Raw genomic sequence first — 13,994 nt, 5'->3', positions numbered from 1 at the left:
CAGGGGGATTTCATGGTGAAATGGTCCGCATGTCGCGCATCCGGAGCGCTGGTCGCCGGGACGCTTTGCCTGCTTGGACCCGCGCTGGCGCAGGAGCCGGAGGAATCGGCGCGCGAGGCGGCCGATCAGGGGCTCATGGACGTCCAGCGGCGTGCGGAAGAAAGCGATACGGCGCGCGAGGCGGCGATCCCCTTCGAGCAAATTCTGAGAGCGCCGGAAGATATCCGGCTTAACATCGCTTATGCGCGCCAGCAGATCGCGGCGGGCGATCTTAAGGAAGCCGGCGCGACGCTCGAACGGATCCTTCTTATAAACCCGGATCTTTATGACGTGCGCGTCTTATACGGGTTCGTGCTTTACCGGCTCGGGCTTTACGACCGCGCGCGCTATGAGCTGGAGCTGGCGCTGGAAAGCGGCTTGCTGCCCTCGGCGCTCGCCGCCGAAGCCGAAGCTTATTTGAACCGCATCAAATACGAGCAGCGCAGGACGCGCGGCTCATTAACCGTCACCGCCGGCGTCGATTACGATTCAAACCGCAATCAGGCGCCGTCTAGCGGCATGCTGCAATTCGCGATCCCGAACGATCCGGTCAATCCCACGGCCTATCTTGAGGCGATCGTGCCGGCCAATCAACGCAACGGCGATGCGGCCTATGTCTTCTCCGCGCAAGGAAGGCTCCTGCACGATCTCGGATCGCAGGAAGGCCATATGCTGCATGCGGATGTCGGTTACTACCGCTCCGACAAGGTCGAGGTCGACACGCTCGATCTCGACGCCGCGACCGTTGCGGCCGGCGGCACGTTCTATTCGGGCAAATGGTCCTTCACGCCGACGGCGCGCGGGAGTTTCTACTGGCTCGGCGGCGACGATTACCTCTCAAGCTGGGGCGGCGAAGTGCGGACCGCCTATCGCTGGAACCCGAAAATCACGTCTTACGGCGCGGTGCGGGTTGAGGATGAAAAATTCCGCGCGACGTCGAATTTCGGGGCTGCTTATTTGCGCTCGGGCAAGCGCATCGGCCTGCGCGGCGGAACCAAATGGCGGTTCAGCCCGACCCAGGCCGTCCAGGTCGAAGGCCTCTACATGATAAAGGACGGCGAAGTCGCTTTCGAGTCTTATGACCGCTATGGCGCTAATGTTCAGCATAGCTGGCTTTTAGGGCGCGGCGCCTTTTCGCTGATTGGTCTGTGGGCGGAAAAATCAGAATATGACGGCAATGACCCGTTCATCGGCCCCACAGTGCGGGACGAATGGCTTTATCGCGCGCGCGCGACGCTGGGCGTGCCGTTCTCCTTCTTCTTCCCGAAAGCGCCGGAAGGAGTGAAGGACATCAATCTCATCGCTCAGTATGAATATGAGACCGTCGACTCCAATATTTTGAACTTCGACTACAAGGCGCACAAGGCCGCGCTTTTGCTGTCGAAACGCATTGCGTTTTAGGGGGCGATCATGACGAAACGCATTTCAATGCTGACGCTGAAAGCCGCCGCATCCGCCGCTGTTCTCGCGCTCGCGCCGTTTGGCGCAGAGGCCGCGGAATGTTTCGACCGCGACACCAACGATCCGAAGGCCGGCAACGCCACCGCCGTCGTCGGCCCCGCCGTCGACGTTGAGCGCCTTAACCGCGAAAACGCTTTCCGCCCGTCCAGCGGCGCGGACATGTTTACCGGGGACACGGTGCGCACCGGCGACGCCTCGCATCTGCAATTAAAGCTGTGCGACTGGAGCACCTACACCTTCTCGCCCAACAGCGAGTCCGCGATCAACGAATTTTTCGACGCGCAAGGCGCGGGCCGCCGGCGGGTGATCAATTTCTTCCGCGGCGGGTTCCGGTTCTCCTCCGGGCGCGACACCGAACCGGGCTCGACGGAAGTCGAGATCCAGGAGAGCGGCGTCACCATGGGCGTGCGCGGCACCAATGTCATTCTGGTGGAGCTCGACGGGTATGTTTACGCGCTGCTCGAAGGGCCGGTGCGCGACAATAGCGGTCTGGCGCCGAAAGGCCTTGTTGAATTCTGGACCGACGGCAATCGCGAAGCGATTGAAGCGGTGCTGAAACGCTCCGGCTTCGCGGTGCGCATCGGCCCCGACGGCGTTTCCGAACCGTTCCGCGCCGATGACGAGTTGTTGAGGCGCATTTACGAGGCCTTCGTGCCGGTCATTCCCGAAAGCGAGGGCTCTGCGTTCGACTATGCGGGCGATCCTCTGAACAATTCGGGCCAGGGCGCGCAGGAAGGCGACGACGAACGGCGATACGCCGAAAACAAGAACGAAAAGAACGACGAGGATACCGAAAACAAACCGGAGCAGCCTTCGGTGGGCGATGACGATGCGCCGCCGCCGCCGCCGCCCCCGCCACCGCCGCCTGTGACGATCCCCGTGGGCGATATCCTGCCGCTCGATGTTCTCGACGATTTTGCGGATGCGCAGACCAACAATCCGGACGGGGTGCTTTTCGCCGTCGCGCCGGCGCAGATCGACAATGGGACGAGCATCGAAGACGGCGTCGTGATCTTCCAGATCCATGTGGACTGGGCCTCGCGCACCATCGCGCCGGAAGCGCTGGCGAGTTTCGCGCGCTTTGACGGGACGGTGACGGATCCGGACGATCTCACCCAGCGCAATTTCTCCGGCTTCACCGGCGGCGGCGCCGCTTTTGAAGACGGTTATCTGAACGCCCTGTTCGACAGCGCCGGCGTTCCGTTCTCCGCCGGCGACAACGATCTCGCCGTCTATATGACGCCGACATACAACCTCACCATCCGTCAGGGGGAAAACGACACGGTGACGGCGGATGTCAGCATCGACTATTCGGACGTCGACGCCCAGAACAACAATATTGCGCTTACAGGCGGCGCCGACGACCTGATGTTTACGCCGGGCGAGGGGGACCTCGCCTATTTCACGACGCCGCTCGGCTTCGCCCTGTCGATAACCGAACTTGACGGGTTGAGCGGCGCCGGCACGACTTTGGTGACGGGTTTTTCGACCAATGTCATTTCGACCCTGGGAACGCCGACGCCCCTGACCGGCGTTTCTTATGTCCAGCTTGAAATCGATTTCGACAATCGCACGGTCGGCGGGGGCTCGTCCTTCCTCGCTGTCTCCGCGGCGGCGGACGCGGCGATCGGCGGCGAGAACACGGTGCAATATGTCGCCCTCGACCAGGCGGCGTCATTCGACAGCGGTCTTTTCGGGCTCGCCTTCCATACGCTGGCCTCGATTAGTTCCGATCCGAACGCGCTGAAAGGTCAGGCGATCATCGGCGACGGCGACGGGCTCGAGGCCGATATTGCGGCGATCGTGTCCGACGACGCCGGAAATCATCTGTATACGGAAGTGGGTGCCTTTCAGGATTCCGGCGTTCCGCCGCTTTCGACCATCGCCGAACTTGAGGCGCTGGCGGGTTCGCTCGGCGCCGGCACGTACCATTTCGACGGCACGGCGGCGGGGCGCGGCTTTGCCGGCTATGCAGCGATCGAGCGGGCGAACGGGACGTTTTCCTCCGGCGATGCGGAGGCCGAGATCGACATCAATTTCGCCAACCGCACGGTGGGCGGCGGCGAATCCTATGTGTCGGTCGCCATCGACGATACGTTCAACAACTTCAATCTCGATATTTTCGAAAACTTAAGCGCGGTCAGTTTTGACGACGCGGCCGGCGGCCAGGGGGTGTTCGGTTTCGGCGCGGATGATTTCAGCGGGACGAATATCGAAAACGCCCTGTTCCTGATCCGCGACGGCAATGGCGGGGCCGGCGAAAACGCCGACATCTATTTCAACTTCAATGACGGCGCCGGCGGCGAGGGGACCGGCCAGATCGAACTGATGCCGCGCGTTCCCGGCGCGACGCCGCCGCCGCTTTAGGGGAGCGGACCCCATGGGGCGCCATCACCTCGGGCCTCGCATCGCCGGTTTGGTCGGCGCGGTCCTGGCGCTCGCGCTGGTTTTCAACGACCCGGCGCTCGTCAACATCGCCCGCGACCGCGTGTTCGACCAGTTCCAGCGCCTGGCTCCGCGCGATTACGACGCCGATCCGGTGCGCGTCGTCGAAATCGACGACGCGGCGCTTGAAAAATACGGCCAGTGGCCGTGGCCGCGCCACCGTTTCGCAACCATCATCGACAAGCTGAATGAGGCGGGCGCGGCGTCCATCGTTTTCGACGTCATTCTGGCCGAGCCTGACCGCACAAGCCCCGGCAATGTCGCCAAGAGCTGGCTCGATTCGCCGGTGCTTGCGCCCATTGTCGCCGAGCTTGGCGCTTCCGATCTCGCCGCAGTCGATCACGACCGACGGTTTGCGGCGGCGCTCGCATCGGCGCCGACGGTTCTGCATCTGACGGCGCGCGCCGGCGCTTCCGACGGGGGCTGTCCGCCGGCGCTTGGCGCCTCCCGCGTGCAGGGCATGCCGGCGAGCGATCTTGCGCGCGTGGCGCCGAGCTTTCGCCAGGTGGTGCCGCCGCTGAAGATGTTCCGCGAAGCGGCGAGCGGCGAGGGCTTCGCGCGCGCCGGCCTCGCCGAGGACGCGATTGTCCGGAGCGTGCCCCTGATCGCGCTCGCCTGCGACGGGACGGAAGTCTATCCGAGCCTTGCGCTTGAGGCGATCCGCGTCGCCGCGCCGAAACTCGATCCGCAATATGCGACGCCGGCTTTCGTGAAGGCGGCGCAGAACGGCCAGTGCCGCGCCCATGTCACCGGCATTGCGCGCCAGTCGGTGTCCGAAGTGGTGATGTGCCGCTTGCATTTTCCGACCACTGAAGACGGCCAGCTCTGGGTGCATTATTCGCGGCCCGACAGCGTTGCGAAAAGACGATTGTCGGTCGTCGATATTCTCGAAGGAGATCCGTCCGATATCGCCGATGCGGTCAAGGGCAGGATCGTCATGATCGGCGCCTCGGCGGAGGGGTTGCGCGACGTCCTTGTCACGCCGCTTGGCGACGAGCGTCCGGGCGTGCACATCCATGCGGAAGTCATCGAACAGGCGCTGGCGGGCAAGACGCTGTTCCGCGCCTGGGATCTGATGCGCCCCATCGAAATCGGCCTTGCGGCGATCGTCTCGCTCATGATCCTGCTTTTCCTGCCGCGCCTTTCCGCGGCGGCGGGCTTCGGCATCTGGGCGGTCCTCACCGCCGCGCTTTTCGGCGGCGCCTTTTACGCCTTTCAGTCTTCGCGCCTTTTGATCGATCCGGTGACGCCGGGCCTAGTGGTCACGGCGGCGTTCGTGCCGGCTTTCGTGGTGATGTTCCAGCAGGAGCAATTGGCGCGGCGCTTTATCCGCGGCGCCTTCGGCAAGTTCCTGTCGCCGCTTCTCCTGGAGCGTCTTGAACGCGACCCGACGCTGTTGAAGCTCGAAGGCGAGCAGCGCGAGATCACCGCCTTCTTTTCCGACATTCGCGGCTTCACCTCGATTTCGGAGCAGCTGACGCCGCAACAGGTGACGGCGATGCTCAACCAGTATTTCACCCAGATGACGCGTATCGTCGTCGTCCATAAGGGGCTCGTCGACAAATATATGGGCGACGGCCTCGCCGCCATGTGGAACGCGCCGATCGACGTGGCCGACCATCCGGCGGAAGCGGCGCGCGCCGCCCTCGACATGATGAAAGCGCTCGACAAGCTGAATGACGGATGGCGGTCGACGAAGGAGCTGCCCGTGCCGGAGATCCGCATCGGCATCGGCCTTCATGTCGACGAAGCGCGGGTCGGCAATTTCGGCTCCGAAGACAAGCTCGAATATTCCATGCTCGGCGATATGGTGAACCTCACCTCGCGGCTGGAATCGCTCACCAAGCAATATGGCGTGCCGATCATCATTTCAGCCGAGATGCGCCAGCGCATTCCCGATTTCGCCGCCGTGCCGCTTGGCGCCTTTACGGTGAAGGGGCGCTCCGACCCGACGGTGATCTTCGCCCTGGCGGGCGACGAAGCCCTCGCCGCAAGTCCCGCTTTCCAGCAGTTTCGCCGCGCCTTTGAAGCGGGAATCCTCGCCCTTGAAGAAGGCGACGCCTATGGAGCGCTGGAACATTTCGGGGCCTGCGGGCAGGGCGAGACTTACGGGTTCGACGACGCCATCGCCTTTTTTGTCGCCAAGGCCGAGGCCATGCGTCACCAAGGCCAAAGCTAACCCCCTGTAAAATCAGCAAAAACTGCCGGCGTTCATTCTTTTTTAAGGATGTGGTCCGGCCTGTGACGCCCATCACAGCGATAAATCGGGGCTCCTCCTATCCTTCAATCATCGGCGGTCGGGAAAGACCGGAAGACGGAAAGCAGGAGAGATCAAAATGGGCGTCATCGAAATCATCATCATCGGTTTCATCGGCCTCAACGCGGCCCTCGGCCTTTCCAGCCTCGTCACGGTCCGCCGCTGATAGCAACGCCAAGCGAGAAGCGTTGCGCCGCCCAAGCAGGGGGAGACGCGGCGCGCCCATCGGGGGAAGGGCGCGCCGCATGCGGGCGGAAAGTCTAGGAAAAACAGGAGACTACAGGAATTAACGAAAACCGGCGGCGCCTGTGACCGCCATCACAGCGGAAAATCCAGGGCGCTTTTATCTTTTAACCATCGGCGGTCGGGAGAGACCGGAACAAAGGGAAACAGGAGAGCATCATGGGCGTCATCGAAATCATCATCATCGGTTTCATCGGCCTCAATGCGGCCCTCGGCGTTTCCAGCCTGTTCACGGTGAGCCGCTGAAACAAACAGAGCCCCAGAGGTCAGGACAATCGCCCCGTCCCGGCCTCGCCCAGAGCCTGATCGATAGGTCCGGCAACGTCATGCAAAGAGGGAAAACCAGATGGTCCTTTCCGCGTCCCGATACAGCTTCGGCTCTGATTCTTTAAGAATTAAGAGCCTTTAGGGCATCGGGATTGCTGCTGGCGAACATTTGTCCATCCCGCGCCGCGCGGCGCTGCGGGCTAATGAGACGGGCTCTTGAGAGCGGCGCGTCCCTTGGGGGAGGGGCGCGCCGCCTTTCTTTATTGCAACGCGACAACAGGCTGATTTTTCGGTAGACTTCCCGGCGAGCGCAGTGGGAGAGGGCGCGAGACCCCATGAAAGGCGCCGACGCCGGATTGATCTGGGAGCTGAAACGGCATCCCTTTTTCGAGGCTTTGTCGGACGACAAGCTGCAGGGCCTGCTTGAGTCCGCGCATCCTGTCGTCTTCGCCGGGCGCAAGCAGATTTTCGCGCAAGGCGACGACAGCGACTGCCTTTACATCATCCTTTCCGGCCGGGTGAAGATCTCGAGCTATTCCGACGCCGGCAAGGAGACCGTGCTCGCCTTCATGGGCGAGAACGAGGTCCTGGGCGAAATGGGCGTTTTCGACGGCGGGGCCCGGTCGGCCTCTGCGAGCGCGCTTCAGGAAACCCGCGCGTTAAGGCTTTACCGGCGCGACGTGCTCGATTTTCTCGAGCGCAATCACGGCGTCGCGCTGCAGATCATCGCCGCGCTCTGCCAGCGCATCCGCCACACCAATTTCCTCCTGGAAGACATCGCCACCCTGCCGGCGGCGCCGCGGCTTGCGCGCGCGCTGTTGCGCCTCGGCGAAACCTACGGCCACCGGGACGGCGACGGCGCGCTCCATATCGACATGAAGCTTTCCCAGGGCAATCTCGGCGCCCATGCGGGGATGATGCGCGAGAACGTCAACCGCCAATTAAAGCTCTGGGAGTCGGAAGGCCTCATCCGTCAGGAAGGCGGCGTCATCGTCCTTCTCGCGCCGGACACGTTCAAACATATCGGCGAGGAATAGGCCGGGCTCTCAGGCGCCGGCGGATCGAAACGCGCCAGGGCGTGTTTGCTTGCCTATCCATGGAAGGCTGCTAAAATTTCCAAATGATTCCCCACGCTTACCGCAGCATTCGGCGCGTTCTTTAGAATGACGCTGCTTGTCTTATATCTCCTGCTCGCAATCTGCGTTTCGTTTTTCTGTTCGGTGGCGGAAGCGGTGCTGCTCTCCGTGCGCCCGTCCTACATCAAGACGCTCGAGCGCAAGGGCGTGAAAGGCGCGAAAGCCCTGACGCGCCTCAGAAACAATCTCGACCGGCCGCTCGCCGCCATCCTGACGGCCAACACCATCGCGCATACGGTCGGCGCCGCGGGCGTCGGCGCGCAATCGGCGAAAGTCTTCGGCAGCGCCTATGTGGGCGTCGCCTCCGCCGTCTTGACGCTACTGATCCTGATTTTCTCGGAGATCATTCCGAAAACGCTGGGCGCCACTTACTGGAAAGCGCTGGCGCCCGTCTTCGGCCGGCTGATCGAGGGGCTGACCATCGTTCTTTTTCCGTTCGTCTGGCTGTCGGAGAAACTGACGCGGCTCTTGTCGCGCCCTGACGCCGGCTATTCCTTCAGCCGCGACGAAATCGAGGCCATGGCGGAAATCGGCGAGAAGGAAGGAATGCTCGAAAGAAAAGAGCTGAAAATCGTCCAAAACCTCATGCGCCTCAGAATGCTGTCTGCGCGCGACATCATGACCCCGCGCTCGGTGATTTTTTCGGCGCCCGCATCCATGAGCGTCGGCGCGTTTTTCGATCAGCATTCGGACAAGCCGTTTTCGCGCATTCCTGTTTACGAGAAAAATTCCGACGAGGTGATCGGGTTCGTTCTGAAATCCGATCTTCTGATCGCGCAGGCGAATGGCGAAGTTGACAGACCGCTATCCGATTTCAAGCGCGACCTCCTTGTGCTGCTCGACGTCTTTTCAGCATCGGAGCTTTTCGACAAGCTGATGCATGAAAAGAGTCATATCTCCCTTCTGGTCGACGAATACGGCTCGGTGCAGGGGCTCGTCACGCTCGAAGACATTGTCGAAACCCTGATCGGGCTCGAAATCACCGACGAGCTCGACAAGGTCGAAGACATGCAGGCGCTCGCCCATCAACGCTGGCGCCAGCGCATGGAGGCCATCGGCGTCGATCCCGACAGCATAGAAAAAGCGGAATAAGCCTTGCTCCGCTCGTCTGCGAAAGAGCGTCCAGGGATATGTTGTGCATCGCAATTAACCCCGCTCATCCCGGCGAAAGCCGGGATCCAGTATGAAAGTTTTTATTAGAAGCCTGAAGCCTGCCACCGCGCTTCGCCACGCTTTAAGCGTGGCGTCCAGAACGTCAAATGCGTTGTAAGATGGACCCCACGGTCAAGCCGTGGGGAATCGATAACGGAGAAGTTGTGTTGATAAACGCCAACTGATCTGGGTCCCGGCTTTCGCCGGGATGAGCGGGCGGGGCGAATCCTACACCGCCAGCTTTCGCTGGTCCTCGCGGCCCATGGCGATGAGGAACGGGTCTTGCTTTTGCATGGCCGAAAAGTCTGCTTTCGAGGTCAGGCCCTTCCAGCGCCAGCGGATCAGCTCCTGCGCGATGGGCGCGCCGAGCGTGGCGCCGGGGCCGGCGAGAATAAGCCTGTCCGGCGCGAATTCCTTCACCGCGACTTCGACGGATTTCGAGAAGTCATAGGTCTCAATGATCTGATGGCCGAGCGTATACTGATAAAGCGCATCGAGATCGGATCCGTGCGGCGTCCAGACCGCGCCGCGCCCGTCGATCATGGGAAGTTGGGGCGCCTCGAATATATCGGCGGAAAGCGCATCGAAAGCGGCGTCGGAGACATGGGTGAGCAGCGGCGTGTGAAACGCCGCATGGCGCGCCAGCCGGAACGGATAGCGCCCTTCCGCCTTTGGCAGCGATTTTTCCATCGCCGTCATGCCGGCTTCGTCGCCGGCGAGCACCGCCATGCCGCCGAGCCGGATCGAGAGATAAGCCTCGCCCGCCGTGCGGCCCGCATGCAAGGCTTCGCCGATGGCCTTTTCATTGGCGCGGGCCTCGCGCCAGTCTTCGCCGACGAAAGGATAGATGAGCTGGCCGCCTTTGCCTTCAGCCTCCATCAGCGCGCCCATCGTATCCACAAGACGGATGGCGTTGGCCTCGTTCACCGCGCCGGCGCCGGCAAGGGTCAGATACCAGCCGAGCGAATTCCCGCAAACCGCAACGATGTCATATGTCTCGCGGTCGATGGCGGCGAAATCGGCGAGGGCGCAAGTGTAAATCAGCGCCGAGGCGTTGAGGCTGGATGCGTGTTTGGCGGCGGAGTAGGTTTTGGCGTTGTCGAGTGCGGAGACGGTCTCGCGGTTCTGGGACGCGCGCCAGTCGTCGACGCCCTGGATGAACGCCGCCTTGTCGTCGTGATGACGGGCGAGATAGCCGAGCTCGTCCTTGCCGTAGGTTCCGCGGCCCGGGAATATGACGACGGCGGATTGTTTCATTATTCCGCCGCCTTCTTCGTCGCCTTGCCCGTCAGCGCCAGCGCCGCATTGACGATGTCGGTTTCGCTCACCAGCACTTCATTGGCGGCGGGGCCGAGCGGAATGAACGTGTCGACGCCGGTGACGCGCGCAAGATTGTAGGAAAGGCCGCGGTCGGCGAATTGCGCGATCAGCTCTTCGGAAAGCGAGCCCGATTTGCGGCATTCATCGACGATAAGGACGTTCTTCACCTTGCCGATGGCCTCGATGACCGCATCCATGGGAAGCGGCGCCAGCCATCTGAGATCGATAATGCGCGCCTTCACGCCTTGTTCTTTCAACGCCGCCGCCGCGCGCTGTGAGAGATAGGCGCCGTTGCCGTAAGTAAGAATCGCAAGGTCCTTCCCGTCGCCGATCCGGTTGACGGCGCCGAACGCGGCGGCGCCCTCAACATCGTTGAAGACCGAGGTCATCAGCCCGTCTCCGTCTTCGTAAAGATCCTTCACCGGATAAAGCGCGATGGGTTCGAGAAAGACGACGACGCGCGCCTCTTCGCGCGCCAGCCGGAAGGCCTCGCGCATCATTTTCACTGCTTCCGCGCCGGAAGACGGGCAGGCGAGCACGACCCCCGGAATGTCGCGGAAGATTGCGACGGAATTGTCATTGTGGAAGTGTCCGCCGAAGCCTTTCTGATAGGCGAGCCCCGCGATGCGCACCACCATGGGGTTTTGATATTGCCCCTTGGAGAAGAAGGAGAGCGAGGCCGCTTCGCCGCGCAGCTGGTCCTCGGCGTTGTGCACATAGGCGAGGAACTGAATCTCCGGAACCGGGATATAGCCGTTATGGCCGAGCCCGATGGCCATGCCGAGAATCGATTGCTCGTCGAGGATCGTATCGAAAACCCGCGACGGCCCGAATTTCGGCTGCAGCCGGGTCGTGGCGCCGTATACGCCGCCTTTTTTCGCCACGTCCTCGCCGAAGACGACCACATTGGCGTCGCGCTCCATTTGTTCGGCGAGCGCCAGCGAAATCAGCCGCGACATGTGCTGCGGTTCGGATTTGGCGCGCGCATCGTCCGGCGCATTCGCGGCCGGCTTGCCGGGCCGCAAGGCGCGGCGCACGCGTTTCGGCGGCAGGAGCGAGGCGGTTACCTCCGCGGCGCTCGTCAGTTTCGGTCGCGTGGTCGCTTCCTCCATGGCGCGAGCGACGCGCCCGCCAATCTGTTCGTAAAGCGCTTCGATGTCTTCAAGCGACAGGACGCCGGCTTCGACGAGGCGGCGCGCCGTATGCAGCAGCGGATCCTGATCGGCTTCCGTCTCGATCGCCGCCTTGTCGCGATAGCCGGTTTCGATGTCGGAGCCCGCATGGCCCATGAGCCGCACCGTTCTGAGATGCAAAAAGACCGGTTTCCTGGCGGCGCGGGCGCATTGCTCCGCCTCTTTCGCCGCGCGCATGGCGTCGACGGGGTCGCGTCCGTCGCCGTAAATGTAACGCAGTCCCGCGCGGTTTCCGTAATTCGCGGCGATCCAGCCCTCAGGCGTTTTCACTGAAATGCCGATCCCGTTGTCCTCGCAGATGAAAACGAGGGGCAGGGGCAGGCCGCGATAGCCCGTATGCGCCGCCGCATTGATAGCGCCGACGGCCGTCGAATGGTTCGCCGAGGCGTCGCCGAAAGAACACAGGACCACGCTGTCGCGGGGAAGCTCCGCATCCGGTTTTTTATGGGTGCGCGCCAGCGCGACGGAGAAGGCCGCGCCCATGGCTTTCGGCAGATGCGAGGCGATGGTCGAGGTCTGGGGCGGGATGAAAAGCTCTTTCGATCCGATCACCTTGTGGCGTCCGCCGGAGATTGGATCTTCCGACGAGGCGACGAAGGACAGCGCCATGTTCCAGATCGGCGTTTCGCCCGCGAGCTTCGCCGCGCGCTCGATGTAAAAGGCGCCGGAGCGGTAATGCAGGAACGCCATGTCGTCGACGCGGAAGGTCCGCGCCACGGCGGCGTTGCCCTCATGGCCCGAGGAGCCGATGGAGTAAAAGCCGCGCTTTTCCGCGCCGAGCCGGCGCGCTTCGAGATCGAGCCGGCGGCTCGTCAGCTGGCTTTCGAACAGGGCGGCGAGATCGCGCGCCGTCACGCCGGCGGCCTCGAGGCGCGCCGCCGAGACCGGCGCCGGCAGACGCCCGGCCCGGAGCCGTGTTAAAAACCCGTCATTGGAAGCGGCGATTGCGCCCGCCATAAAATCTATTTCCCGCCCGTATTTCAGTCATTTCCGGCCCCGCCCTTGTGGCCGGGCGGGGGCAGCGTCTATCTCCTATCAGGCGCATGAATTTTTCCAAGAGGGTCCAAGGAGACAGAATGACAAAGACGGTGCGGTATCCCGAATTAGGCGAAAGCCTGGCGCCGGCGCATCCGGGCGACGACATGCTGACGGCGCTCAGGCTGCGCCGGTCCTGCCCGGCGGATTTCCTCGGCGAGCCGGGGCCGGATGCGGCGGCCCTGAAGGACATTCTGACCATCGCCGCGCGGATTCCCGATCACCGCCGGGTCGTTCCCTTCCGCTTCATCGTGTTTCAGGGCGAGGCGCGGGCGCGTTTCGGCAGGGCCCTGAAACAGGCCTTTTTGAAAAACGAGCCGGAGGCGGACGAGAAAAAGGCCGCTTATGAGGAGAACCGCTTTTTGCGCGCGCCTGTGGTGGTGGCGGTCATTTCCAAAACCGATCCCGACCATCGCACGCCGGAATGGGAGCAGATCCTGTGCGCCGGGGCGGCCTGCCAGAACATGCTGCTCGCCGCCTCCGCCCATGGCTTCGCCGCGCAATGGCTCACCGAATGGTACGCCTATGACGAGGCGGCGCTGGCCGCGCTCGACCTCGCGCCGGGTGAGAAAATCGCCGGATTCATCTATATTGGCACGGCGCAGGAGGCCCCGAAGGAGCGCGGGCGCCCGGACATGACCGCGGTTATTTCTCATTATGAGGGCTGATCACGTCAGTGTGAGGAGCGGTTGCGCGAAAGCGTTCATAAATACGGCGCCTACCGGATGTGAAAGAGAAGGACAGATCATGAATTTCAAACGAATTGCTTTCGCCGGCGCCGCTGCGTTTGCGCTCGCCGCCTGCGGCCAGGACGCTTCGGGGGACGCCGCGACGCAAGAGGCTGCGGCCAGCGAGGCGTCCGCCTCGAGCGAAGCCGCCAGCGCGCAGCAAGAGGCGGACACTGTTGAATATGATGCGCCCTCGGGCGTTTATTCGCCGGACGACGGTCATCGTTATATCGTTTTTTCCTATCTCCATCAGGGCTATTCACGGCCGATTCTGAGATGGGACGATTGGACCGGCGAGCTCGACTGGAACGCCGAGGCGCCGGCCGACTCCTCCGTCAGCATCGCCATTGACGCCGAGTCCATTAACAGCGGCGTCGAGGAATTCGACGGGCATCTGAAAGGCGAGCGTTTCTTCGACGTCGCCAACTATCCTGAAATCACTTTCGTCAGCACGGAAGTTGAGAAAACCGGCGCCGACACCGGCACGATCACCGGCGAGCTGACGATCAAGGGCGCCACCAGGCCGGTGACGCTCGACGTGACCTTCCGCAAGGGCGCTTATGACGAACGCAACAACATTTACAAGCTCGGGTTTTCCGGCGCGACCACCGTTATGCGGTCCGATTTCGGAGTCGGCGCCTTCGTCCCGGTCGTCAGCGACGAGGTCGACATCACGATCGAAACCGAGTGGGAGATGCCCGCGCCCGAGAGCGAGTAA

The 13,994-nt window shown here is 62.7% G+C and carries 9 protein-coding genes; 7 read left to right on the top strand and 2 right to left on the bottom strand.

Annotated features, from left to right (window positions below):
- Positions 1-12: 12 nt before the first annotated feature.
- The 5 genes from CW354_RS15325 (at position 13) to CW354_RS15305 (ending at position 8,940) form a co-directional block, all read left to right on the top strand.
- Positions 13-1,440, top strand: coding sequence for a tetratricopeptide repeat protein (locus tag CW354_RS15325; RefSeq protein WP_133162336.1), 1,428 nt, complete (start codon positions 13-15; stop codon positions 1,438-1,440).
- A 9-nt stretch (positions 1,441-1,449) separates the two neighbouring features.
- Entirely contained in the window at positions 1,450-3,867 is a 2,418-nt protein-coding gene (locus tag CW354_RS15320; protein WP_104830966.1) for a FecR domain-containing protein, read from the top strand.
- Positions 3,868-3,880: 13 nt separating this feature from the next.
- On the top strand, positions 3,881-6,124 hold the full coding sequence (locus CW354_RS15315) for a CHASE2 domain-containing protein (RefSeq protein ID WP_104830965.1): 2,244 nt from the start codon (positions 3,881-3,883) through the stop codon (positions 6,122-6,124).
- A 923-nt stretch (positions 6,125-7,047) separates the two neighbouring features.
- Complete coding sequence (locus CW354_RS15310) at positions 7,048-7,749, top strand: Crp/Fnr family transcriptional regulator (RefSeq protein WP_104830964.1); 702 nt, start codon at positions 7,048-7,050, stop codon at positions 7,747-7,749.
- A 126-nt stretch (positions 7,750-7,875) separates the two neighbouring features.
- Positions 7,876-8,940, top strand: a complete 1,065-nt coding sequence (locus tag CW354_RS15305; protein WP_104830963.1) for a hemolysin family protein — start codon at positions 7,876-7,878, stop codon at positions 8,938-8,940.
- Between the two features lie 288 nt (positions 8,941-9,228).
- Here CW354_RS15305 and CW354_RS15300 read toward each other — a convergent pair whose 3' ends face one another.
- Positions 9,229-10,257 carry an acyl carrier protein gene (locus tag CW354_RS15300; RefSeq protein ID WP_104830962.1) on the bottom strand — a complete coding sequence of 343 codons (1,029 nt, stop codon included), beginning with the start codon at positions 10,255-10,257 and terminating at the stop codon, positions 9,229-9,231.
- The gene (locus tag CW354_RS15295) at positions 10,257-12,470 is read right to left on the bottom strand and encodes a dehydrogenase E1 component subunit alpha/beta (protein ID WP_104830961.1); all 2,214 of its coding nucleotides are present in this window, start codon (positions 12,468-12,470) and stop codon (positions 10,257-10,259) included. The genes CW354_RS15300 and CW354_RS15295 overlap by 1 nt, the downstream gene beginning before the upstream one ends.
- A gap of 185 nt (positions 12,471-12,655) precedes the next feature.
- Here CW354_RS15295 and CW354_RS15290 point away from each other — a divergent pair, with 185 nt between their 5' ends.
- Both CW354_RS15290 and CW354_RS15285 read left to right on the top strand, forming a co-directional pair.
- Complete coding sequence (locus tag CW354_RS15290; RefSeq protein ID WP_104831091.1) at positions 12,656-13,216, top strand: nitroreductase family protein; 561 nt, start codon at positions 12,656-12,658, stop codon at positions 13,214-13,216.
- A gap of 79 nt (positions 13,217-13,295) precedes the next feature.
- On the top strand, positions 13,296-13,994 hold the full coding sequence (locus CW354_RS15285) for a YceI family protein (protein WP_165793748.1): 699 nt from the start codon (positions 13,296-13,298) through the stop codon (positions 13,992-13,994).

The sequence above is a fragment of the Hyphococcus luteus genome, assembly GCF_002943565.1.
Lineage (GTDB): Bacteria > Pseudomonadota > Alphaproteobacteria > Caulobacterales > Parvularculaceae > Hyphococcus > Hyphococcus luteus.
The sequence above is the reverse complement of the archived record's forward strand: the minus strand, read 5'-3'. Positions and strand labels throughout refer to the sequence as shown.